Origin of the sequence: Streptomyces sp. ADI95-17 (genome assembly GCF_003846175.1) — a bacterium.
In the GTDB taxonomy this organism is placed as follows: Bacteria; Actinomycetota; Actinomycetes; order Streptomycetales; family Streptomycetaceae; genus Streptomyces; species Streptomyces sanglieri.
Map to the genome: position 1 here is coordinate 674204 of NZ_ML123048.1, position 22373 is coordinate 696576.

At 71.7% G+C, this 22373-nt stretch carries 26 protein-coding genes and 1 pseudogene; 10 read left to right on the top strand and 17 right to left on the bottom strand.

Annotation, left to right across the window (positions count from 1 at the left end):
• On the bottom strand, window positions 1-144 hold the full coding sequence (locus tag EES42_RS44900) for a morphogenic membrane protein MmpA (RefSeq protein WP_164495320.1): 144 nt from the start codon (window positions 142-144) through the stop codon (window positions 1-3).
• 66 nt (window positions 145-210) lie between these two features.
• Entirely contained in the window at window positions 211-888 is a 678-nt protein-coding gene (locus tag EES42_RS26020; protein WP_241196586.1) for an endonuclease V, read from the bottom strand.
• A gap of 79 nt (window positions 889-967) precedes the next feature.
• Between EES42_RS26020 and EES42_RS26025 the strand changes: the two genes are divergently transcribed.
• Together EES42_RS26025 and EES42_RS26030 are read left to right on the top strand one after the other, a co-directional pair.
• A complete protein-coding gene (locus tag EES42_RS26025; protein WP_124720668.1) occupies window positions 968-1267 on the top strand; it encodes a YciI family protein in 300 nt (99 codons plus the stop codon).
• 24 nt (window positions 1268-1291) lie between these two features.
• Window positions 1292-2101 (top strand): phosphotransferase family protein, encoded by an 810-nt coding sequence (locus tag EES42_RS26030; protein ID WP_124720669.1) that lies wholly within the window; start codon window positions 1292-1294, stop codon window positions 2099-2101.
• An 87-nt stretch (window positions 2102-2188) separates the two neighbouring features.
• Here the strand turns inward: EES42_RS26030 and EES42_RS26035 are convergent, their stop codons facing one another.
• Window positions 2189-3271 carry a WD40/YVTN/BNR-like repeat-containing protein gene (locus tag EES42_RS26035; protein WP_124720670.1) on the bottom strand — a complete coding sequence of 361 codons (1083 nt, stop codon included), beginning with the start codon at window positions 3269-3271 and terminating at the stop codon, window positions 2189-2191.
• A 208-nt stretch (window positions 3272-3479) separates the two neighbouring features.
• On the opposite strand from EES42_RS26035, the gene EES42_RS26040 reads away from it, so the two are divergent.
• Window positions 3480-3896: a spore wall synthesis regulator SsgD gene (locus EES42_RS26040; protein ID WP_124720671.1), complete on the top strand. Its 417-nt coding sequence runs from the start codon at window positions 3480-3482 to the stop codon at window positions 3894-3896.
• Between the two features lie 56 nt (window positions 3897-3952).
• On the opposite strand, the gene EES42_RS26045 is transcribed toward EES42_RS26040, so the two are convergent.
• Window positions 3953-4357 (bottom strand): ATP-binding protein, encoded by a 405-nt coding sequence (locus EES42_RS26045; protein WP_241196587.1) that lies wholly within the window; start codon window positions 4355-4357, stop codon window positions 3953-3955.
• A gap of 216 nt (window positions 4358-4573) precedes the next feature.
• On the opposite strand from EES42_RS26045, the gene EES42_RS26050 reads away from it, so the two are divergent.
• The 3 genes from EES42_RS26050 to EES42_RS26060 all read left to right on the top strand — a co-directional run bounded on the left by EES42_RS26050 (window position 4574) and on the right by EES42_RS26060 (window position 6905).
• Window positions 4574-5425 carry a Scr1 family TA system antitoxin-like transcriptional regulator gene (locus tag EES42_RS26050; RefSeq protein WP_124720672.1) on the top strand — a complete coding sequence of 284 codons (852 nt, stop codon included), beginning with the start codon at window positions 4574-4576 and terminating at the stop codon, window positions 5423-5425.
• 9 nt (window positions 5426-5434) lie between these two features.
• The gene (locus tag EES42_RS26055; protein WP_124720673.1) at window positions 5435-5626 is read left to right on the top strand and encodes a hypothetical protein; all 192 of its coding nucleotides are present in this window, start codon (window positions 5435-5437) and stop codon (window positions 5624-5626) included.
• Between the two features lie 304 nt (window positions 5627-5930).
• Window positions 5931-6905 (top strand): acyl-ACP desaturase, encoded by a 975-nt coding sequence (locus EES42_RS26060; protein ID WP_124720674.1) that lies wholly within the window; start codon window positions 5931-5933, stop codon window positions 6903-6905.
• 57 nt (window positions 6906-6962) lie between these two features.
• Here the strand turns inward: EES42_RS26060 and EES42_RS26065 are convergent, their stop codons facing one another.
• The 4 genes from EES42_RS26065 to EES42_RS26080 all read right to left on the bottom strand — a co-directional run bounded on the left by EES42_RS26065 (window position 6963) and on the right by EES42_RS26080 (window position 9629).
• On the bottom strand, window positions 6963-7463 hold the full coding sequence (locus EES42_RS26065) for a tetratricopeptide repeat protein (RefSeq protein ID WP_124720675.1): 501 nt from the start codon (window positions 7461-7463) through the stop codon (window positions 6963-6965).
• A gap of 55 nt (window positions 7464-7518) precedes the next feature.
• Window positions 7519-8388, bottom strand: coding sequence for a GMC family oxidoreductase (locus EES42_RS26070; protein WP_124720676.1), 870 nt, complete (start codon window positions 8386-8388; stop codon window positions 7519-7521).
• A 118-nt stretch (window positions 8389-8506) separates the two neighbouring features.
• The gene (locus EES42_RS26075; protein WP_124720677.1) at window positions 8507-8755 is read right to left on the bottom strand and encodes a WhiB family transcriptional regulator; all 249 of its coding nucleotides are present in this window, start codon (window positions 8753-8755) and stop codon (window positions 8507-8509) included.
• A 73-nt stretch (window positions 8756-8828) separates the two neighbouring features.
• The gene (locus tag EES42_RS26080; RefSeq protein ID WP_124720678.1) at window positions 8829-9629 is read right to left on the bottom strand and encodes a VOC family protein; all 801 of its coding nucleotides are present in this window, start codon (window positions 9627-9629) and stop codon (window positions 8829-8831) included.
• Window positions 9630-9988: 359 nt separating this feature from the next.
• Between EES42_RS26080 and EES42_RS26085 the strand changes: the two genes are divergently transcribed.
• Window positions 9989-11011, top strand: coding sequence for a LacI family DNA-binding transcriptional regulator (locus tag EES42_RS26085; protein WP_124720679.1), 1023 nt, complete (start codon window positions 9989-9991; stop codon window positions 11009-11011).
• Window positions 11012-11020: 9 nt separating this feature from the next.
• Here the strand turns inward: EES42_RS26085 and EES42_RS26090 are convergent, their stop codons facing one another.
• Window positions 11021-11299 (bottom strand): hypothetical protein, encoded by a 279-nt coding sequence (locus EES42_RS26090; protein WP_124720680.1) that lies wholly within the window; start codon window positions 11297-11299, stop codon window positions 11021-11023.
• A gap of 167 nt (window positions 11300-11466) precedes the next feature.
• On the opposite strand from EES42_RS26090, the pseudogene EES42_RS26095 reads away from it, so the two are divergent.
• Window positions 11467-11820, top strand: a pseudogene (locus EES42_RS26095) (alpha-L-rhamnosidase C-terminal domain-containing protein); the annotation flags it as partial.
• Between the two features lie 60 nt (window positions 11821-11880).
• On the opposite strand, the gene EES42_RS26100 reads toward EES42_RS26095, so the two are convergent.
• From EES42_RS26100 to EES42_RS47625, 7 genes are all read right to left on the bottom strand, one after another.
• Window positions 11881-12954 carry an LLM class flavin-dependent oxidoreductase gene (locus EES42_RS26100; protein ID WP_124720682.1) on the bottom strand — a complete coding sequence of 358 codons (1074 nt, stop codon included), beginning with the start codon at window positions 12952-12954 and terminating at the stop codon, window positions 11881-11883.
• A gap of 4 nt (window positions 12955-12958) precedes the next feature.
• Window positions 12959-13864: an ABC transporter substrate-binding protein gene (locus EES42_RS26105; RefSeq protein ID WP_124720683.1), complete on the bottom strand. Its 906-nt coding sequence runs from the start codon at window positions 13862-13864 to the stop codon at window positions 12959-12961.
• Window positions 13865-14620, bottom strand: a complete 756-nt coding sequence (locus EES42_RS26110) for an ABC transporter ATP-binding protein (RefSeq protein WP_124720684.1) — start codon at window positions 14618-14620, stop codon at window positions 13865-13867.
• On the bottom strand, window positions 14617-15447 hold the full coding sequence (locus EES42_RS26115) for an ABC transporter permease (protein WP_124720685.1): 831 nt from the start codon (window positions 15445-15447) through the stop codon (window positions 14617-14619). Before EES42_RS26115 ends, EES42_RS26110 begins: the two co-directional genes overlap by 4 nt.
• Window positions 15444-16457, bottom strand: a complete 1014-nt coding sequence (locus EES42_RS26120) for an NrtA/SsuA/CpmA family ABC transporter substrate-binding protein (RefSeq protein WP_124720686.1) — start codon at window positions 16455-16457, stop codon at window positions 15444-15446. Before EES42_RS26120 ends, EES42_RS26115 begins: the two co-directional genes overlap by 4 nt.
• A gap of 14 nt (window positions 16458-16471) precedes the next feature.
• Window positions 16472-17497, bottom strand: coding sequence for an ABC transporter substrate-binding protein (locus EES42_RS26125; protein WP_124720687.1), 1026 nt, complete (start codon window positions 17495-17497; stop codon window positions 16472-16474).
• A gap of 162 nt (window positions 17498-17659) precedes the next feature.
• Window positions 17660-17770: a putative leader peptide gene (locus EES42_RS47625; protein ID WP_346775429.1), complete on the bottom strand. Its 111-nt coding sequence runs from the start codon at window positions 17768-17770 to the stop codon at window positions 17660-17662.
• A 219-nt stretch (window positions 17771-17989) separates the two neighbouring features.
• Between EES42_RS47625 and EES42_RS26130 the strand changes: the two genes are divergently transcribed.
• Both EES42_RS26130 and EES42_RS26135 read left to right on the top strand, forming a co-directional pair.
• Complete coding sequence (locus tag EES42_RS26130) at window positions 17990-18772, top strand: IclR family transcriptional regulator (RefSeq protein WP_124720688.1); 783 nt, start codon at window positions 17990-17992, stop codon at window positions 18770-18772.
• Window positions 18773-18869: 97 nt separating this feature from the next.
• Entirely contained in the window at window positions 18870-21083 is a 2214-nt protein-coding gene (locus EES42_RS26135; RefSeq protein WP_124720689.1) for a DEAD/DEAH box helicase, read from the top strand.
• 53 nt (window positions 21084-21136) lie between these two features.
• Here the strand turns inward: EES42_RS26135 and EES42_RS26140 are convergent, their stop codons facing one another.
• Complete coding sequence (locus tag EES42_RS26140) at window positions 21137-22204, bottom strand: multicopper oxidase domain-containing protein (protein ID WP_124720690.1); 1068 nt, start codon at window positions 22202-22204, stop codon at window positions 21137-21139.
• Window positions 22205-22373: the final 169 nt, after the last annotated feature.

The window sequence follows — 22373 nt, forward strand, 5'->3', positions numbered from 1 at the left end:
TCAGAGCGCCCAGGAAACCAGCGTGCAGATCATCGAGACGGCCCAGACCGCTCCCGCGATCATCCCGAGTGTCATCCCTATCGCGACCCGGCGCTGAGCGAGGTAGACGGTGCCGGGTCGTGTGGGCGTTCGATGTTCGTTCATGCGTACAAGCTTGCCGGTGATGATCGGCAAACGGTATCCGTACGCGTACTCAAGGGCCCCACGCCGTCAGACGGCCGCCTCCCGCAGCGCCTTCCGGCAGAGCGAGTCGGCCCTGCGGGTGGTCTCCGGCTGACGGAAGTCGCGGGCCAGCAGCAGGGTGTGGGCGCAGGCGTTGTCCAGGCCGGTCCGGTGTCCGACCGACACGAAGACGGGCTTCACGCCGTCCTGGGTACGCAGCGCCCGGCCCACCTCCTCCTCGCCGTCGAGCAGCGGGGACCAGTCGCCGCGACGGGGGCCCGGCTGCTCGTACGAGAAGGTGAAGGGGTTCTTGGCGACGCCGATCACCGGGAGGCCGGTGAGCACCCCGAGGTGGCTGGCGAGTCCGAAGCGGCGCGGGTGCGCCCGGCCGTATCCGTCGCAGATCACCAGTCCGGGGTCGACCGGCAGGGATTCGAGCGCGGCCAGCACGGTCGGGATCTCCCGGAAGGCGAGGAGGCCGGGGACGTACGGGAAGGTGACCCGGCCGACGGCGGTGGTCTCGGCGACCACTTCGAACGTCGCCCCGTCGAGGACGACCGCCGCCGCGACGACGACATCCCGCTCGTCGTCGTAGGCGACGTCCACCCCCGTGACCCGGCCGGTTCCGGGCGGCGGGCCGGGTTCGTCGAGCACCACCCGGGAGCGCAGGGTGTCCTGGACGGCCCGGGCTTCGGCCTCACCGGCGGGCATCGGAAGGTTTGTCATGGTGCGGCCGATTCTAAGGGCTGCCCAAGGGACGGGCCCGGGGTCCGCCGTGGCCCGGCGTCCCCGTAGCCTGGAGATCATGTTTGTACTCGAACTGACCTACACCGCCCCTTTCGAGCGCGTCGACGAGCTGCTCCAGGACCACGTCGTCTGGCTGGACGCGCAGTACGCGGCGGGGGTGTTCATCGCGTCGGGCCGCAAGAACCCGCGCGACGGCGGGGTGATCCTGGCCGTCGGGGACGACCGCGCGGGGATCGAGAGGATCGTCTCGCAGGATCCGTTCTCGGTGCAGGGCGTGTGCGCGTACCGCATCACCGAATTCATCGCGACGAAGACCTCGGACGAACTCGCCCCCTACCGGCAGCAGTTGCCCGCATAGCGGGCGCTCGGTACGGAACGGGCCATGCCGTGGAGTACGCACACCGTCGACCTCCGGTCCGACCGCGTGATCAAGACGTTCCGGCCCGGCAGTCACGCGGAGTGCGAGCGGGAGTGGCGCGCGCTCGGGCTTCTCGCCGCGTACGCACCGGGCCTGGCCCCGGTCCCGCACAGCGTGGACCTCGCGGCGGAGGAACCGGTGGTGATGATGGAGCGCGTGCCGGGCGAGCCGCTGCGTAGTCGGCCGCTCGACGACCGGCGGCTGCGGGCCCTGGCGGCGGCCGCCGGTGAGCTGTACTCGGCGGTGCCGGCCGATGTCCTGGCCGGGGTCCCCGTGCGGCCCGACCGGCAGCAGCAGCTCATCGCCCGGATCCGTGCCTGGGTGCCGCGGGTGCGCCCGCGAGCGGGCGGCGAGGTGGGCGAGGCCATGGACCGCGGTCTGGCCTGGCTCTCCCGTTCGGGCATGGACCGGGCCGGCCGGCCGGACGTCCCGATGGTGTTCGGGCCGGGGGACGGCAACCTCGCCAACTACCTGTGGGACGGCACTCGTGTACGGGTCGTCGACTTCGAGGACTCCGGTCTCAGCGACCGGCCCTTCGAACTGGCGGAGATCACGGAACACGTGGGCGCCTGGACCGGCCCGCCGCTCGATGCGGCGGCGTTCCTCGGTCTGTTCGACCTGACCGCCGCCGAACGTGCGCGACTGCCGGAATGCCGCAGGCTGCTGGCGCTCGTCTGGTTGTTCCTTCTGTCCTTCGACGACCCCCGGCATCCCCGTAACCCGCCGGGAACGGCCGAACGGCAGGCAGCCCGGCTGTCCGGGCTGCTCGCCTGAGGCCGGGGCCGCGGGCAGGCCTCCCCGCCGCCTGCCCGACGGTGCGGGGAGGCGGCGGGGAAACCCTGCGGCCCGTGGTGGTCCCGGCTACCGGGCCGGACGCTGTCCCGCGTGTGCCACGCGGCCCTTCTCTCCCGCGGCCCAGCAGCCGCCGTCCGGGGTGCAGTCGACGGTGTCGTACGAGCCGGTGTCGACCGTGCGCCAGGTGCGGCCGCCGTCCGTCGTGAGGTCGGTGCCGGTCGGGCCGACCGCCAGCGCGCCGGACCTGCTGTGCGGCAGCCAGGCGACGCCCGAGCGGTAGGCGGTGGGCGGGGTGGCGGCCTGTCGCCAGCTGCGGCCCGCGTCGCCCGTCACCGCGGCGGCGTTCGGCGACGGCTCTCCGGCCCGGTAGTCGCCGCCGACCGCGATGCCGTGGTGCCGGTCGCGGAAGGCGAGCCCGAAGACGCCGCGGGCCGGGTCGCCGGCGGGGATGGTCGATTCGGTCGCGGTCCAGGTCAGCCCGCGGTCGGCGGAGTGCAGCACCCGCGCGGTGGCGGCGCCTCCGGTGGCGAGCCAGACGTCCCGGGGGCCCGACGAGACCAGGCACTGGCCGCTCGCGGCGAACCCGGCCTCACCGGACTGGGCCCGCGGCATGCCCGCGTCGGGCAGCACCCGCCAGTTCCGGCCGCCGTCCGAGGTGGACAGGATGCGGTACTTGCCGTCCACGGGATCGCTCATCGCCAGTCCGTGCCGGCTGTCGAAGAAGGTGAGGCAGTCGTAGAAGGCACGCGCGTCGGTGTTGCGGAACGACTCCGTCCAGGTCGCTCCCCCGTCGTCCGTGCGGAACACCCGGGAGGCCTCGCCCTCCCCGATGGCCAGGGCCACCGCGCGCCGGCCGTCGAACGCCTCGATGTCGCGGAACTCCAGCGCCTCCCGGGCCGCGCCCGGCGGCGACACATCGCGCCAGTTCCTGCCCCCGTCGGAGGTGCGCAGCACCGTACCCCCGGTGCCCGCGACCCAGGCGGTGCGGCGGCTGACCGCGGCGAGGCCGCGGAAGCGGGCGTCGGTCTTGGTGTCGGTGAGCGTCCAGGCCGGTCGTTCGCCGGGCCGGTGGTGTTCCCACGGTGTCGCCGCGGCTGCCGGTGTGGCCAGTGCCGCGGTCAGCGCCGCCGCACAGAGTCCCCATGACATCAGTCGTCTCGTCTTCCCCTTGACCCTCATGGCGCTGGAAGCTAGCCCACGAGCGGTGCCCAGTCCAGGGCACGCCGCCGGGAAGCGGCCGAGCGCCGGGTCCTGGCGGTGATACAGCTCACGCCACCTTCCGGTGCACGGATGAGGGACTTCCCTCGTCTGTATCAGTGCCGGGAACCGTTCATCTGGCCGAGAAAGGGAGCAGGTCTTGTCCACAGTCATCGAGCAGTCCGTGCAGGCCCGCATGGTCGCGTCCGCGCCGCGGATGGAGACCCTTCCCGCCACTCTGCACTACGACCCGAAGGATCCGTTCGCCGTACGCATGGCGTTTCCCGCTCCGGCGACCCTGGAAGGCACCGAGGTCGCCTGGGAGTTCTCGCGCGAGCTGCTGGCGGCGGGGATGGACGGGGCGGCCGGTGTCGGGGACGTACGCGTCAGGCCGTTCGGCTACGAGCGTACGGTCCTGGAGTTCCATGCCGTCGAGGGAATCGCGATGGTGCACGTCCGCACGGCGGAGCTGCGCCGTTTTCTGGAGCGGGCGCAGGAGATGGTGCCCGTCGGTGACGAACACCGGTTCCTGGATCTCGACCGCGGTCTGACCGATCTGCTCGGCGGTCCCTGCTGAGGCCTCTCGTCCGGCGGTGCGGACCGGCCCCGGGCCCGGCCGTACGGGGCGGGGCGTCAGCTGTGGAGTAAGGCCCAGGCCTTGCAGCCGCCGGACGGGGTCAGCGCGGGCGCCAGCCCCCAGTCCCCGCCGTGCGCGCCGACCGCGGCGGCCAGCAGCCACATGCTGTCGCTGCGGCGCTCGCGGCATTCCTCGGACCTGACGGCCGAGCTGTGGGAGGGGTGCTGGTCGTAGAGGGTGATGCGGAGTGCGTCGAACTGCCAGTGCACCCGCAGCAGCATCTCCCGGTCCGGGGTGAACCGGTAGGCGGTGGCGACCAGTTCCGAGGCGGCGAGTACGGCCGGCTCCCGGAGGTCGGCCAGGCCGTGCCGGGAGAGAAGGTCACTCACGGCGCCGCGTGCGAGGCCGGCGCAGAAGGCGCCGCCGGGCAGTGCGAACGAATAACTCAGGTTGTCCGCCACCGGTGGGTGGGGTCCGGCAGATGTGACGGCCGGAAGACAACGCAGTGCGCCCTTCATCAAAATGCTCACATTTCGGTAATTGTGGTGACGATCACACATAGGCGCGATCGCCGCGTGTGAGACTGGCGCTACCGACCGTAGCGCACCCCGGAGCACAGTGCTACTACTTGTGCGGTTCCGGTCATTTCGTTCCCCGCCCCCGGAAGGAAACACACCTTGCCGCCCAGAAGCACCCCGACCGCCCGGCAACAGCGACTCGGGTACGAACTACGCAAACTGCGCGAGCAGTCGGGCATGCCGGTACAGCAGGCCGCCGCACTGCTCGGCGTCGACCGCACCCGCATCCCGAACATCGAATCGGGGCGGTTCGGCATCAGCGCCGAACGGGTCCGCACCCTCGCCTTCAACTACGGCTGCCCGGACACCGGACTGGTCGACCTGCTCGCCGAGATGGCCCAGGAGCGCGCCAGGGGCTGGTGGGAGGAGCACCGCGGACTGCTGCTGCCGGCCCTGCTCGACATCGCCGAACTGGAGTACCACGCGGTGGAGTTGACGACCTCCACCACCACGCACATCCCCGGTCTCCTGCAGACCGAGGAGCATGCGCGGGCGGTCTTCGACACGGCCGATCCGCGACTGCCCGGACCCGATCTGATGGCCCGGCTGTCGCTGCGGCTGCGCCGCCAAGAGGTACTGGAGCGGGACCGTCCGCCGTTGTACGAGTCGGTGGTCCACGAGGCGGCGCTGCGCATGCAGTTCGGCGGCCCGAAGGTGGCGCGGGCCCAACTGGAACACATCCTGCGACAGTCCGAGCGGGACCGGATCACGGTCCGGGTGATCCCGTTCGCGGCCGGCGGTTTCCCGGGCGCCGGGCAGTCGTTCACCTACGTGGGCGCCGCGGTGCCGCAGCTCGACACCGTGCAGCTCGATTCCTCGCATGGTTCGATGCTGCTGGACTCCGACATGCAACTGCGCCGCTATCGCGGCCTGTTGGAGCGTCTGCGCACACTCGCGCTGCCCGTCGAGGAATCGCGCGACTTCATCCGATCCATAGTCCAGGACCTCTGAGGAGCGACCATGACCGATATCTGCTGGGACGAAGCCTTCTGCAGCGAGGGCGCCAACTGCTTCCGCTTCGGACTCGACGACCAGGGCAGGGCGTACATCGGCTCCACCACGGACACCACCGCCTATGTCAGCGACTCCATGGAGGCGCTGCGGGCCCTGATCTCCGCGGTGAAGTCCGGCGCGGCGGACCATCTGCTCTGACCATACGACCCGACCGCGCCCGTGCCCCCGCGATGGTTCGCTCCGAGTACGCCGACAGCTCTGAGCGCCCCGCGGCCGGGGGCCGGCCGGTCCCGGTCAACCGGAATCCGCCGGTACGTATCCCCCGCGGCATGCCGCACCGTATCCCGTTCACTGCCCCGCATCCACCCCGGGACCTGCGCACATAACGTTACGTAACCGGGCATCGCGAGAGCGGGCTTGGCGGCGGCCTTACCGCCGCTTTAACCTACGGTCTCGTAACCTACGTATCCGTAGGTAATTCTCCCGTCCCCAGGAGTCCCCCGTGACGATCACCGCTCCCCACCTCGGCAGCCCGAAGGCGTGGACCGACGCCCAGCTGCTGTACGCCCTGGAAGAGGTGGTGGAGAAGGAGCTCAACCGCCATCTCAAGGTCGCCAAGGACTGGATGCCCCACGAGTACGTGCCGTTCTCCGACGGACGGAACTTCCCCGGCGTGTTCGAGGACGGTGAGGCCTGGCAGGCCGACCAGTCCAAGGTCACCGACATCGGCAAGATCGCCCTGGTGGTGAACCTGCTGACCGAGGACAACCTCCCGAGCTACCACCACGAGATCGCCTCCCTCTTCGGCCGTGACGGCGCCTGGGGCACCTGGGTGCACCGCTGGACCGCCGAGGAGGGCCGGCACGGCATCGTGATGCGGGACTACCTGCTCACCTCGCGGGCCGTCGACCCGGACAAGCTGGAGCAGTTCCGGATGGCGCACATGGCGGAGGGCTTCGAGTCGGACAACCGGCACTCGATGCTGCACTCCGTGGCGTACGTCGCGTTCCAGGAGCTGGCCACCCGCGTCTCGCACCGCAACACCGGCCACCAGTCGGGCGACCCGGTCTGCGACCGCATGCTCGCGCGGATCGCGACCGACGAGAACCTGCACATGGTCTTCTACCGCAACCTTCTCGGTGCGGCCTTCGAACTCGCCCCGGACCTGACGATGCAGGCCGTGCGCGATGTCGTCGTCAACTTCCGGATGCCCGGTCACGGCATGCCGGGCTTCGAGCGCGCCGCCGCGCAGATGGCGATCGGCGAGATCTACAACATGCGCATCCACCACGACGACGTGATCCAGCCCGTGCTGCGCTACCTGAGGGTCCTCTCCATCGACGGCCTGGGCCCCGAGGGCCTGAAGGCGCAGGAGGAGCTGGGCATGTACATGGGCGGTCTGGACAGCGAGGCGGCGAAGTTCGACGAGAAGCTGGCCGCCCGCAGGGCACGGATGGCCGCGCGCGCCGGCGCCTGACGGCCCCGGGTCCGGCAGCCCCCGTCCGGCGTTCGGACGGACAGGGGCTGCCCGGTCTCACACCGTTTCGTGCAGGTCCCGCGCGTAGTGCTCGATGGCCGCCCGGTACTGACGCACATACGGGTCCGTGCTGCTGGTCGCGAGCAGTTCCAGCAGCAGCCGCATCGCCTCGTGGTGCTCACCGGTGTTGAACAGCGCCATGGCGAGAAACGTCCGCAGCGCCCCGTCGTCGGGGAACCGCTCGACACCGCCGCGCAACACCTCCACGGCCTTCTCGTACTGCCCGAGCACCCGGTACGTGCTCCCAAGGCCCAGGAGCGCGCCCCGGCGGTCCTCCTCCGAGAGCCCGGTCCCGCCGAGGCCGCGTTCGTAGAACGGCACCGCCTCGGCCTCCAGCCCGAGCACATCGTGGGCCCAGGCGGTCTGATAGGCGATCTCCGCGTCCGCGGGGAACTCGGCGCAGAGGGCCAGCAGTCGCTGCCTGGCCTCCTCCCGGTGGCCCTCGGTGCGCAGTTGTACGGCCGCCGCGAGCGAACTGTCCCGGTCGTGATCATTCATACGGGCATCGTCCCAGGCCGGCGAGCCGCTCCGGTCACGGCCCCCGCCCCTCGCGTCACCGCGCGGCCGGCTGCAGCGCGTCCTCCCGGATCAGTTCCGCCGCCTTCAGCCGGTCGGGGTCGCCGATGCCGGAGCGGATCAGCAGATACGGCGAGCCGACGGCTCCCGCGCTCAGGACGACCTCGCGGCGGGCGGTGATCACCGGCGCGCCCGGGGCGTTCTCGGTGATCACGCCGACGGCCCGGTCGCCCTCGAGGGCGAGCGCACGGACCCGGACGCCGGTCAGCACGTCCAGGTTGGGTCGGCGGCCGGCCGGTTTCAGATAGCCGTCCGCCGCGCTCCAGCGGCGTCCGCCCCGCTGGCTGAGCGGGGTGATCGCGCAGCCGCTGTGGTCGGGGCCGTTCAGCTCGGCCAGCAGCGGGAGGTCCTCGTCCTGACAGGCGTCCAGGAAGGCGTCGGTGAGCGGGTTGGGGTCGCGGGGCGGCGAGATGAGCAGCGGGCCCTCGGTGCCGTACACCGTGCCGTCCGCGGTGTCGCCGGTCCACCGTTCCGCGCGCCTGAAGCAGCGGGCGAGCGCGTCGTACGACCAGTCCTCGCCGGCCGTCCCGGCCCAGGCGTCGTAGTCGTCGCGGTGGCCGCGCACCCACATCATCGCGTTGATCGACGAGCAGCCGCCGAGTGTGTGGCCACGCGGCCAGTACAGTTCACGGCCGCCGAGGGCCGGCTGTGCCACCGTGCTGAAGTCCCAGTCGTACGCCGTCCTGAACAGCTTCGGGAAGGCGGCCAGGATGCGGATCTCCGGTCTGCGGTCACGCCCGCCCGACTCCAGGAGCGCGACCCGGACCGTCGGGTCCTCGGAGAGTCTCGCGGCCAGGACACAGCCGGCCGGTCCCGCTCCGACGACGATGTAGTCGTACTCGCTCAACCCGGATCCCCTTGTGGCTCTCGCGAACGCCGCAACGGATGCGCGGAGGTCCGAATCGTCGTACGGCAGGGCGTGTTCGGACCTCGGGATCGCCGCCCTCCGATCCGAACGGGTGAGCTCAGTCGCGTCCGGTTCTGCGCAGCCGGTCCCGCTCCTTCTCGGACAGCCCGCCCCATACGCCGAAGCGCTCGTCGTTGGCGAGGGCGTACTCCAGGCAGGCCTCGCGCCCCTCGCAGGCGTTGCAGAGCTGCTTGGCCTCGCGGGTGGAGCTGCCGGGGGCGGGAAAGAAGAACTCGGGCCCCGCCTGGGCGCACAGCGCAGTCTCCTGCCAGGCGAGTGCGGGGTCGGCCGCGGTGTTGATCAGCATGCGGTCCACAGTGCCCGGTCGCGATAAACGACCGATCAACGCTTCATCAATGCGGCGCGCCGGTGAGTTCCGGTCAGCTCTGCGGCGGCGGCGCGCTCTTGATCAGAGCGAATTCGGCCCCGTCCGGATCGGCGGCACCGGCGAACTTTCCCACACCTTCCATCTCCGTGGGTTCCAGGGTCAGCCGGCCGCCCAGCCGTTCCACGTCCGCGGCCGCCTCGTCGCAGTCGTCCACCTCGAAATAGGGCAGCCAGTGCGGCCCGGCCGCTGCCCTCGCCGGCACCGTGTTCAGCGGTACGAAGCCGCCGAAGCCCGCTTCCTCGCCCCCGCCGCCGGTCCGGATCACCATGTAGGAACCGCCGCCCCCTGGGTACGGCGCCCGGACGCTCTCCCATCCGAAGACCGCGCTGTAGAACGCGGCGGCCGCGGGCACGTCCGGGGTGTACAGCTCGGCCCAGCAGAGACTTCCGGGGACGCCCACGGCGCCCAGGCCCGGGTTCTCCCCGGGCTGCCAGATGCCGAAGAAGGCCCCTGCCCGGTCCTTGAATCCGGCCATCCTGCCGAAGTCCAGGACATCCATCGGCGCGAACGGTACGGTGCCGCCGGCCTGCTGGACCGCCTGCGCCGTGGCATCGGCGTCCGACGACCGGAAATACACCGACCAGGACGGCTCGCCCTGCTCCTCGGTGACTGTCATCGCGCCGCCGACCGTCCTCCCGTCCAGCGTGAACATTCCGTAGCCGCCGGTCTCCGGACCACCGGCCGCGTACTCCCAGCCGAAGAGGCCGGTGTAGAAGTCGACGGCCCCGTCGAGATCGGGTGTGCCCAGATCGGTCCAGTTGGGCGCTCCATCGACATAACGGGTGGTGAGCATGGCCGGCTCCTTCGGCGGTGCCCGTGCCGTGCGGCACGGCGGTCCTTCCCGACGCTCCGAGTCTCGCACCGGGCAGCGGCCACCGCAGCCCGCGCGGCCGGTACGGCGGCCGACGAACGCGCCCCCCGGGCCGGGACCGGCCGATCCATGTCCGTGAGCGCGGCGGGACGGACTGGTCGGTGTTCGACATCGGCCGCAGTGATCGATGAAACGTATCATTGACCCTGTTCGAAGGTGTCTGTTCTCGTGCCCCTCCGGCGGCCACCAGAGGCTTCGTACCGGGGCTAAGGGTTGCGGATAAGGATTCACCGTCCAGGAGTCGGCCGGCCGCCGCGGCCCGGCCCGGGAGGTACGCAGCAGTGGTCAGCATCCGAGAGGTCGCCGAACTTGCGGGGGTCTCCGTGGGAACGGTGTCCAAGTACTTGAACACGCCGCATCGTGTGGCTCCGGCGACCTCGGACCGGGTGCGCCGGGCGATCAAGGACCTCGGCTATGTCCGCAACGAGGCGGCGCGGCAGATGCGTACGGGGCGGAGCAACACCCTGGCCTTCGTCGCGCTGGAGCTCAGGAACCCGTTCTTCGGCGAGGTGGCGCACGCGGTGGAGCGGCGGGCCGCGGAGAACGGGCTCTTCCTCGTGCTGGCGAGCAGCGACGGCGATCCGGTGCGGGAGTCCCAGTACATCGACATGTTCGTGCAGCAGCGGGTGCACGGGCTGATTCTCGCGTCCGGGACCACCCGGCCGGAGGACTTCGAACTCCTGGCGGCACGCGGCATCCCCACCGTGCTGGTGGACGCCTACGCCCCGTCGGACCGCTTCTCGTCGGTCGCGGTGGACGACGCGCTCGGCACCCGGCGGGCCGTGATCCACCTGATCGAACAGGGGTGCCGGTCGATCGCCTTCGTCGGCGGGCCGGAGTCGGTCCGCCAGATCGGTGAGCGGCTCGACGGCGCGCGGAAGGCCGTACGGGAGCACCCCGGTGTGACGCTGGAGGTGATTGCCACCGAGGAGCGCATCGTGACCGCCGGGCTGCACGTCGGGGAGGTCATCGCGGCGCGCCGCCCGGCCGAGCGGCCGGACGGCATCGTCGCGGCCAATGATTCGGTGGCCCTGGGCCTGATGCAGTCGCTCGGGAACCGGGCCGGGTTGCGCGTCCCCGCCGACATCGCGCTGGTCGGCTTCGACGACATGGAGTTCGCGGCCACCACGACGGTTCCGCTGACGACCGTGCGGCGGCCCCGCGACATCTTCGGGCGGACCGCCGTCGACCTGGTCCGGGACCAGGCCGAGGCCGGCGTTCCGCTGCCGGTCCGCACCATTGTGATCCAGCCGGAGCTCATCGTCAGGGAGAGTTCCCTGCGCCGCGGACGTCCGGGCGCGTAGGGCGGTTCGTCACTCGGGGTGCACCCGGAGTTCGAAGTGCGCGGTGGCGCCGGTGTGGCGCAGGTCGAGGCTGTGGACGGTGGTGCCGGTCGCGTCCTGGCGTACGTGGGGGTAATGGTTCACCCGTGGCTGCCACGCGCTCGCGTCGTAGTGCAGCCGCAGGGCTGCGGTGTCGCCCTGGATCAGGGCTTCGCCCGGTGCGGTCGACTCGATCGGGGCGAAGGACATGAACCGCTCGGTGATGTCGAGCGGGGTCTGGGCCCCGAACTGGTCGCGAAGGGTGAGCACTCCGTCGGCGAAGGTGAACTCCCGGACGAGGGAGGTCAGTCCGGAGACGGGGTAGGCGGCGGAGCCCTGCTCACGGCCCCCGACGTCTGGGACAGCGGCACGGTCGCCTCCGACGCCTCGGTACTGGTCCCCTACGACGGCCCCGAACCGAGGCCGCGCACCCGCCCTTCAACCACTACGCGTACGGCTCGGTGGGCGAGTGGATGTACGCGCGCATCGCCGGGATCGCGCCGGGCGGTCCCGGGTTCAAGCACCTGGTCGTCCGGCCCAGGCCCGGTGGCGGGGTGAACGAGGCGCAGGCCCGCTTCGACTCGCCGTACGGACCGGTCTCCACCGGCTGGAGCACCGCCTCGGGCACCTTCCGGCTGGAGGTCTCGCTGCCGGTCAACACCACCGCCGAGGTGTGGATTCCGGCATCCGCCGCGTCGCAGGTGGCCCACGGCTCGGCGCGGTTCCTGCGTCTGGAGGACGGCTGCGCGGTCTTCGCCGTCGGCTCCGGCACACATCGCTTCTCCGCCTGAGCGACGCTCTGTCCACGGCAGGGGCGGGGGCACTCCTCGGTGCTCCCCGCCCCTGCCCGGTCAGCGGGTGACGCCCAGCGCCGGAAGCACCGTCTCCGCCACCCGGTAGGCCTCCTCCAGCAACGGGTTGCCGGAGAGGATGAAGGTGTCGACGCCCAGCTCCTCGAACTCCTTGAGGCGCTGGACGACCTGGGCCGTCGAGCCGACGACCGCGGTGCCCGGCCCCGGCCGGAACAGGCTCATCCCCGGCCACATGTTGGGGTGCGTCTCCAGCTCCCGGGCGTGCGCCGGGACCTTGCCGCCGTGCTGGCGGAACTGGCGCTGCCACCCCACGCCGTCCTCCCCCGCCCGGTCGCCGAGCTGCCGGGCGTACGTCGCCCCGCTCGTCACATCGAGGAGCCGGTCGGCCGCCGCCCAGGCCTCGTCCTCGGTGTCCCGGACGATGAGGTGGAGCCGGAGCCCGATCCTGAGCGTGCGGCCGTACGCCGCGGCCCGTGCCCTGACCCGCTCCAGCTTCTCCTTGAGCAGGTGCGGGGGTTCGCCCCAGGTGAGGAAGACGTCGACGTGCTCGGCCGCCATCTCGATCCCGGGGGCGGACGAGCCGCCGAACCAGAGCGGGATGTGCGATTCCTGGACCGGCCGCAGCTCCCTGAAGGACGCGCCCGCGTTCTTCAGGTCGTAGAAGCGGCCCTTGTGGTCGAAGACCTCACCCGCCGTGAGCCGCTTCACGATCGACCAGTACTCGGCGCTCAGCTCGTACCGCTCGTCGTGCTCGACGTGGAGTCCGTACTCCTGGAGCGATTTGGTGGAGCCGTTGACGACGTTGAAGCGGAGCCGGCCGCCGAAGAGGTGGTCGAAGCTGAGTGCCATCTTGGCGAGCAGGGTGGGCGAGATCAGCCCGGGGTGGACGGCCAGCAGGGGCTTGAACGCGGTGCTGGTGGAGGTGGCCAGCGCGCTGCCGAGCGGCCACACGTCGTACAGGTCGGTGGCGAGCAGCGCACCGCTGTAGCCGAGGCGTTCGACCGTGCCGGCGAGCTGGGCGAGGTAGCCGAGGTCGACCGGGCGCCGGCCCTCGGGTTCCCAGGGGTAGGCGCCTTCGCGCGGGATGACGTACCAGAGGACTTCGGTCGCCATGTCGTCATACCGCCTTGTCCGCGCCGGAGCCGACACCCTCGCCGGCACCGGCGAGGGCGTGGGCCACGGTGACCGGGCGGTCGATGAAGCCGGTGCGGTGGAAGATGTCGGCCGCTTCCTGTTGCTCCGCGACGAAGGCGTCGGTGACCGGCTCGATCCGCCACGGCAGGGTGCGCAGCGCGGTCTCCCAGTCGTCGGCGCTTCCGCCGAGGTCGGCGGCGGCGATCTCGGCCGCCCGGCGGGGATGGGCCGCCGCCCAGTCGTCGGCCCGCTGGAGGGCGCGGGTGAGCGCCTCGACGACCTCGGGGCGGCTCTCGGCCAGGTCGCGGCGTGCGAAGAAGACGGAGCGGTCGGTGATCACGTCGCCGGTGCGGATCAGGGTGCGCAGTCCGCCGGTGCGGCGGGCCGCGGCCAGTTGGGCGCCCTGGGCCACCCAGGCGGCGATGGCGCCGGTGCGCAGCAGTTCCTCGCTGTCGTCGGCGCTGCGGACGGCGGTGATGTCGTCGGCGTAGGAGAGCCCGGCGTCGTCGAGCGCCTTGGCGACGAGGTGGGTCTGCCAGGAGCCGATCGCGAGGTGGACGGTGGCGCCCTTGAGGTCGGCGACCGTCCGTACGGGGCTGTCCTCGGGGACCAGGAGCGCGCCGTGTTCGGGGCGCGGGGCGGAGACGGCGGTGTAGACGATGTCGTGGCCGGCGGCCTGGGCGGTGACCGGCGGGGTGGAGCCGGTGCCGCCGAAGTCGATGACGCCGCGGCTGAGGAGTTCGCCGGTGCGGACGCCGTTGGTGTACGGGTGGAAGACGACGCTCTCGCCGAGCGGGGCCAGTTCCTCCTGGGCGAGGCCGAGCCGGGTGAGGTGGTACAGGTGGTAGAGGGACGGGTTGCTGCTGTGCACACCGATGGTGATGGTCATTCAGATCACTCCGACTTCGGTACGTTCGGGGGCGGTTGAGGGCTGCGGGGTCGTCGCGACCCCGAGGTCGTCGAGGAGGCGTCGGCGCAGCGCTCCGAAGGCGGGGTCGCCGGGGTCGCGCGGCCGGTCGACGGTGACCGGTTCGTCGGTGACGAGCCGGCCGTCGCGCAGTACGGCGACCCGGTCGGCGAGCCGTACGGCCTCGTCCACGTCGTGGGTGACGAGGAGGACGGCGGGCCGGTGCTTCCGGCACAGCTCACCCACCAGGTCCTGCATCTTCAGCCGGGTCAGGGCGTCGAGTGCGGCGAACGGCTCGTCGAGCAGCAGCAGTTCGGGTTCGCGGACCAGGGCGCGGGCGAGGGCGACCCGCTGCGCCTCGCCGCCGGAGAGGGTGGCGGGCCAGGCGTCGGCGTGCCGTTCGAGACCGACCTCGGCCAGGGCCCGCAGCCCGTGCCCGGAGCGGCCGCGCGGCAGGGCCACCGTCACATTGGCGAGGACCTTCTTCGACGGTACGAGGCGGGGTTCCTGGAAGACGACGGTACGGGCCTCGGGGACGAGGACCTCTCCGCCGTCGGCTCCGTCGAGTGCGCCCAGGATGCGCAGCAGGGTCGTCTTGCCGCTGCCGCTCGCGCCGAGCAGGGCGACGAACTCGCCCCGTGCGATGTCGAGCCGGAGGCCGTCGAGCACGGCACGGTCGCCGAAGACGCGCCGCAGTTCCCTCACGCGTACGGCGGGCCGGGGGGCGGGGTCGGTCATCGGGTGGCTCCCTGTGTGGTGCGCCAGGGCATCAGTACGCGTTCCAGCAGCCGTACGACCATGTCGGCGGTGAGTCCGAGCAGCCCGTAGACGAGGATGCAGACGGCGAGGATGTCGGTGCGGGCGTAGCTCTGTGCCTGGGACATCAGATATCCGATGCCGGCCGTGGCGTTGATCTCCTCGGCGGCGATCAGGGCGATGACGCTGAGGGTCATGGACAGCCGCAGCCCGGCGAGCAGGGACGGCAGGGCCCCGGGCAGGACGACTTCGCGTACGAGGGCGAAACGGCCCATGCCGAAGCTGCGCATGGCCTCGACGAGTTTGGGGTCGGTGTTGCGTACCCCGCTCGATGTCGACACGTACATCGGGAAGGTGGTGGCGACGGCGATCAGAAGGATCTTCGCGGTCTCGTTGATCCCGAACCAGACCATGAACAGGGGCACCAGGGAGAGGAACGGAATGGTGCGCAGGGTCTGGATGGAGGAGTCGAGGAGTTCGTCGCCGAGGCGGGTGAATCCGGTGGTGATGCCGAGGACGAGTCCGGCGGCGAGCCCGATGAGGAGGCCGAGTCCGGAGCGGGTGAGGGAGGTGGTGAGTGCGTCGGGCAGCTGCCCGTTGCCCCACAACTCCCCCACCGCGCGCAGCACTTCACCGGGCGATGCGAGTACGTCGGGGGTGAGGACTCCGGTGGCGGACGCCGCCCACCACAGGACGAGGAGGGCGATGGGGCCGAGTGCCCGGACGGTGGCGGAGTAGGTGCGGCCGCGGCCCCTGCGCCGTTGCGGGCGGGGCCGGACGAGGCCCTGGTGCGCGGTGGTCCCGCTCATTTCAGCTTCTCGATGTCGAGGAGGTGGGTGGCGACGTCGACCTTGTCCGGGGTGACCTTCTGCTCGGCGTAGAAGCCGGCGACGTCCTCGAAGCGTTCGATGTCCTGCGGTCCGATGGCATCGACCGTGCCGCCCTCGCGGGTGAACGCGGTCTGGACCTCCTTCGCCTTTCCGGTGACGGCGGTCGGCCCGACATCGGTGAAGACGTTCAGATACGCGGCCGGGTCCTGCTTCTCCTTGGCGCTGGCGTCGTGGAGGTACCGGTACAGCGCCTTGACGACCCCGGGGTGCTGCTCGGCGAAGCCGGTGCGTACGGCGTTGAGGCTGTAGTTGTCGGAGCCGATCGCGGCGCCGTCGGCGACGAAGTGCGCCTTGCCGCTGCCGATCTCGGCCACGGCGTACGTCGCCCAGACCGCCCAGGCGTCGACCTTGCCCGCGTTGAACACGGCGGCCGTCTGGTCGGGCCGCAGATAGACCCGCTCGACCTTCTCGGCGGGGATGCCGGCCTTGGCGAGTGCCTTCAGGAGCAGGTATTCGCCGGTGCCGCCCTGGTTGACGGCGACCTTCTTGCCGACCAGGTCGGCGACCGATCCGATACCGGAGCCGTTCTTCACGAGGATGCCCTCGCCGGCCGCGTCCGGGTCGACGGCGGTGAAGAACTTGAAGCCGGGGCGCTGGGCGAGCGAGGTGATGCCGGAGGTGATGGAGCCGGTGGCGATGTCGAGCTGGTTGGCGTTCATCGCCTGGGCGGCCGGGGCGAAGGGTCCGGCGCTTCCGGTCCAGCGCACCTTGGCGCCGGCCTTCGCGAGCGCCTTGTCGAGGCTGCCGTCCTTCTTGCCGAGGGCGAGCACTCCGGAGTTGCCGGGGTCGGGGATGCGGATCTCGACCGTGCCCCCGGCGCCGGAGCCGCTGTCGGCCTCGGACGAGCCGCAGGCGGTGAGGGCGAGGAGTGCGGTGGCCGTGAGGAGCGCGGGGGCGGCGGCCGTGCGCAGTGGTCGGGGAAGGTTCATGGTGTCGGGGGTCCTCACAACTCGGGGGCGAAGGCGCGGTGGGCGGGGCGGGAGGCGGCCAGTGCGGTGGCGCGGCGCAGCGGCTCGGGGTCGGCCCAGGCCGTGATGTCGACGGGTTCGGGCAGGAAGCCGTGGGCGCGCAGCCCGGCCTCCTGCTCGGCGAGCAGGCTCAGTCGGTCCGGGGAGAGACCGGGGTGGAGGGTGAGATGGGTGCCCGGCCGGTAGGCCCCGGTGACGCCCTCGGCGCCCGCGCCGGTCTCGGCGCCGAGGATCCGGTCGACCTCGGCGGGCTGTTCGGCGGCCCAGTCGGCGGCCCTGAGCAGGACGGCGAGGAAGCGGTCGACGAGGCCGGGGTGGTCGTCGAGGAGCTGTTGGTGGACGGTGATGGGGCGCGGGGTGCCGTTGTTGACGCGGAACCGGCGGTCGGCCAGTTCGTCGAGTTCGACGGCGACCTCCGCACCGGCCCGCCGGGCGGCCTCGACGGCCAGGGCGCCCTTCACGTACACGGCGTCGACGTCGCCGCGCCGCAGCGCCGCCAGCTCGGGACCCCACTGGTCCCGGTGTCCGGCGGCGGGCACGTCGACGAACGTGGCGTCGTCCGGCCCGAGTCCGGCGGTGGCGAGTGCGCCCTCGAAGCCGCGCAGGGCCATGGCCCGCCAGAAGTCGATGGCAATGTCGTGCACGGGTGCGGCGAGCCGCAGTCCGCGCAGTGCTTCGACGCCCCGGATCCCGGTGCCGGGACGGACCAGTACGGTCTGCCGCTCCTCGATCCAGGTGAGACCGATCAGCCGGGTCCGCTCCCCGCGTGAACGGGCCCACAGCGCGGGTACGTTGCCGCCTTCGCGGAACAGGCCCGGCAGGGCGTGGGTGTAGTGGGCGGCCCGGTCGACGCCGGGTGCGGCGTCCTGGAGGGACCGCACCTCGATTCCGTCGGGGGCGAACTCTTCGGTGAGCCACCGGCGGTCGGCGGCGATGCCGGTCGCGGTGGGTACGGGACAGCGGGTGAACCAGAGGGTCCGGGGCAGGACGGCATGCGTCATGGAGTCTTCCCGAGGGGTCGGCGAAGCGGGGGGCGCGCAGCGGGACGGTGTGGTGGGCGCGCGGCAGGTACGTCGGGGGTGTGGGACCGCGTACGGCGAAGCGCTCCGGACCGTGTCGGATCGCGGCGGAGTGAGGTGTGAAAGGGGCTGCGGGGGGAGCGGTCAGCGACAGGCGGCGCTGGAGACCCGCGCCAGGTCGATGTGACGGCGCAGCGTCAGGGCGAGCGGGACCGGGGCGGCGTGGGCGGGGGGCGCTGTTCGGCGGCCGGCCATGGCACTGCTCCCTTCCGCTCGTCGGTGGTGACGTGGTGCAGACTGCCACGGACCCGGACCGGCCCACAACTCGCTTCCCATGATGTGGGATCGAGCGTGAACGGAGTGTTTCCCGGCCAGGTACCAGTCAGGAACCCGGCCAGGAATCCGTACCTTTCAACTCCCGTAATGTGGCAACCGAATGCCCCCGAGCCCCTGACGAGCGGAGAGTGGACCGACATGACCGAGGCCGCGGCAGCACGTGCTCCCGGTGGCGCCCAGGCCGTCCGGCGCGCCCTGGACGTGCTGCACTGCTTCCACGACAACGGCCCCGACCTCAGCGCCTCCGACCTCGCCCGCCGCCTCGGGCTCTCCGCCTCCACGGCGCACCGCCTGGCCCGCACCCTGCTCGGCGCGGGCTTTCTGGAGCAGGACGCCCGCACCTCCCGCTACCGGCTGGGCCCCGCCGTCACCGAGCTGGGCAGGCTCTCTTACCACCAGCGGGGCCTGCATCTGGCCGCCCCCGAGCTGACCGATCTCGCCGAACGCACCGGCGCCACGGCCGACCTGGCGCTGCGCAGCGGCCCCCACGCGGTGATCGTGGCGGGCGGTTCGGTGACGCCGAAGGTGGGGCTGCGCAGACCGCTGCACTCCACCGCGCTGGGCAAGGTCCTGCTGGCCTGGGCCCGGCCGGGCGAGGGCGGGCCCTCCTCGCTGCCCCCGCTGCCCGCGTTCACCGACCGGACGATCGTCGAACCGGCGGCCCTGGAGGTCGAGTTGGCGAAGGTGCGGTCCGACGCCTACGCGCTCAACGACGGCGAGTCGGCGCACGGGGTGCGGACCCTGGCGGTCCCGGTCCTGGACGGCGCCGGTCATGCCCGCTTCGCCCTGGCGGTCCGGGCCACCCCGTCCGTGATCACGGACGCGCGCACCGACTGGTTCCTGTCGCAGGCCCGCTCCTGCGCGCGGGCCCTGGAGGTCCTGCTGCTCTCCCCGGCCGAGCGCCGTCCGCCGAGGCCCTGAGCAGCCCGGTCTGTCGGTGCCGCGTGGCACGATAGGACGCGTCCGGGGCAGGTGCCGGGCAGGACGGCAGCCGGGCTGCGCGGACAGAGGGACGTACATGACACAGGCCGGAGCGACGGAGGACGGGGCGCCCACGGGTAGGGCCGCGCGCGAGCTGCTGACGCGGGCCGAGCGGCTGCTGGAGACGGCGCGCGCCGTGCCGGCCGATCACACCCGTGCCGTCGATGCCGTGCACACCGCGCTGAAGCCGCTGCTCGACTCCCTCGTGCGCCGGGAGCTCGCCACGATCCCGGCCTCCAGGCTCAAGGACGTCACCGAGGGCAGGCTGCGGATCGGCGCGGTCGAGCAGGCCGGGTTCACCACCGTCGGCCAGGTCCACGAGACCAGCCGCTACGAGCTGCGCCAGATCCCCGGGGTCGGTGCGCAGACCGCCGACCAGGTGCTGGCCGCGGCCGGGCAGATCGCCCACGCGGTGCGGGACACCGTCGCGGTCCGGATAGACGTGGACGCCCCGGACGACGCCACGACCGCTCTGGTCGTCGCACTGCACCGGCTGGTCGAGGCCGGTCCCGACGTGCGGCGGGCGGTGGCCGCCGCGGGCCGGCTCGTCGGGCGCCTCGAACCCCTGCTGGCCGCCGCGGGACCGGCGCGGGGGCGGCTGCGCATGGTGTTCACCCGGCGCCAGGCCCGCTCCCGGGCGCTGGAGGCGGTCGCCGAGGTGCGGGCCGTCGTCGCCGAGGCCGACGAGCGGGGACTGCCCCTGCTGTTCGGGCAGGTCTCGGTCGATCTGCTGCGGGGCGCGGAGTCGGACGTCGCGGCCTGGGTGGACTTCGAGCTGCGCTCGGCCGAGTACTACAGCCTGATCGCCGAGCTGTCCGGCACCGGACCGGACCGGGACGCGGCCGAGGGGTTCCTGCCGTCCGGGATGGCGGACCGGGTGCGCGGTCTGCGGCTGGACGACGCCCATCTTCGGGTCTCGCTGCGCGGCTACCAGTCGTTCGGCGCCCGGTTCGCGCTCGCGCAGAAGCGGGTGATCCTCGGTGACGAGATGGGGCTCGGCAAGACCGTGCAGGCCATCGCCGCGCTCGCGCACCTCTCGGCGCGGGGCGAGACGCACTTCCTGGTGGTCTGCCCGGCGAGCGTGCTGATCAACTGGGCGCGCGAGATCCGTGCCCGCTCCACCCTGCGCACCCTGCCGGTGCACGGCCCCGAGCGGCAGTCCGCCTTCGACGAATGGCGTCGCGGCGGCGGGGTCGCCCTCACCACGTTCGACGCCCTGCACACCCTGCCGGCCGCCCCGGACTGCGGCACCCGGCCCGGCATGCTGGTGGTCGACGAGGCCCATTACGTCAAGAACCCCGCCACCCGCCGGTCCCGGGCCGTGTCCGGCTGGACGCAGCACACCGAACGGGTGCTGTTCCTGACCGGTACGCCCATGGAGAACCGCGTCGAGGAGTTCCGCAGCCTGGTCCGTCACCTCCAGCCGGAGCTGGCCCCCTCGATACACACCACCCACGGGGCCGCCGGTTCGCTCGCCTTCCGAAGGGCGGTCGCCCCGGCCTATCTGCGGCGCAACCAGGTGGATGTGCTGACCGAACTCCCGGCGCTGGTGCAGGTCGACGAGTGGGAGGAGCTCAGCCCGGAGGATCTCGACGCCTACCGCGAGGCGGTGGGTGCCGGGCACTTCATGCGGATGCGCCGGGCCGCGTACGCCCGGCCCGCGACGTCCGCGAAGCTGAACCGGCTGCGCGAGCTGGTGGCCGAGGCCGCGGCCAACGGCCTGAAGGTCGTGGTGTTCTCCTACTTCCGTGACGTGCTCCAGACGGTCGGACAGGCCCTGGATTCACCGGTGTTCGGCCCGTTGTCGGGGAGCCTCGCGGCCGACCGCCGCCAGCGGCTGATCGACGATTTCGCTGCCGTGGACGGCCATGCCGTTCTGCTCAGCCAGATCCAGGCGGGCGGAGTCGGACTGAACATGCAGTCGGCCTCGGTGGTCATCATCTGCGAGCCGCAGATCAAGCCGACGATGGAGCACCAGGCGGTGGCCCGCGCCCATCGGATGGGACAGATACGGACCGTCCAGGTGCACCGGCTCCTCGCGGCCGACAGCGTCGACGAACGGATGCTGGACATCCTGGCCCGCAAGGAGCGGCTGTTCGACCTGTACGCGCGGCGCAGCGACGTCGCCGAGACGACGCCGGACGCGGTGGATGTGTCGGACGGGGCGCTGGCCCGCCGCATCGTCGAGGAGGAACAGCTGCGGCTGGCGACCGGGGCGGACGCCCCGGCGCTGGAGGTGCCGGAGGGCTGACGCCGTCGGGACGTACGCGCCCGACGGCGTCCCGGCGCCGCGGACCCGCCGTGTCAGGAGCGGTGTGCCGCCGGATCGTGCGCAGCGGTGTCCTTCGCCGGTTCCTTCGCCGTTTTCTTCGCCGTTTTCTTCGCCGCACCCTCGGATGCCGTGCCGTGGGCCGCCTTGTGGTGCGGTTCGTACCCCGGCACGGTGCCGTCCGGCTTGGCGACCAGCAGCAGTCCGGCCATGCCCATGTCGGAGTGGCTCTGCACATGGCAGTGGTACATCCAGGCGCCCGCACCCACGTGTTCGCCCGCGACGACCTGGAAGCCGAAGGAGTCCGCCGGGCCGACGATCTTCGTGTCGATGACCCGGCTCGGATCGTCGGGGCCGGTGAGCAGCCCGGTCCGGTTGTCCGCCCAGCGATGACCGTGGATGTGGAACGTGTGGTAGTACTCGCCGTGCGTGATCATGACGACTTCGAGCCGGTCCCCCACCGTGGCCTCGAAGTTCGGGCTCTCGTGGGCCGGTCTGTTGTTGATCGTCATGTCGTTGAAGACGATCGTGATCGTCTTGTCCGGCAGGATGTCGCCCTTGCGCCGGACGATCAGCGGACCGTAGAGGCCCTTGCGGATGCCGCCGGTGCCGTGATCGGTGCCGACGACATGGTCGTGGTAGTGCCAGTAGCCCGCGCTGCCCGGCTGCCAGGTGCCGTCCTTGCGCCGGCCGGGGGCATGGGTGCGCCAGGTGTAGGTACGGGTGGCGCCGGGTTCGACGATGCTCCTGTTCATCCGGGTGCCGTCGCTCGCGATGTCGTAGTCGACGCCGTGCGCGTGGAGGCTGGCCGCCACATCCGTCGTGTTCTCGAACTCGATGTGCAGGGTGTCGCCCTCGTTGATCTCGATGAGCGGGCCCGGGACCGATGCCTTGCCCTTCTCCAGGCCGTACCCGAGCTGACCGTCCGCCAGTTTCTCGGCGTACAGCTTGAGATGGCGGACCACACCGCCGGCCGGGGCGGTCTCCACCGCGGGTTCCGCCGAGCTGGCCTCGATCGCACCGAGGGACAACGATGTCAGGCCGGTCGTGGCCGCCACTCCGCCGCCGACCAGCAGCCGCCGGTTGAAGCTCCTTCTGTCCATGCCGAACTCCCCACCGATCCAAGGAATTTGGAGCGCCGAGCCGCCCCGGACGGGCCATACCGTAGCCGGAGGACTCCCGTTTATCCACAGTCAGGACAAAGTTCGTGCGATTGCTGCCATAGCTATTGGCGGACCACGAAAAGAGGTCTAGCTTCATGCGCTGTTGCAG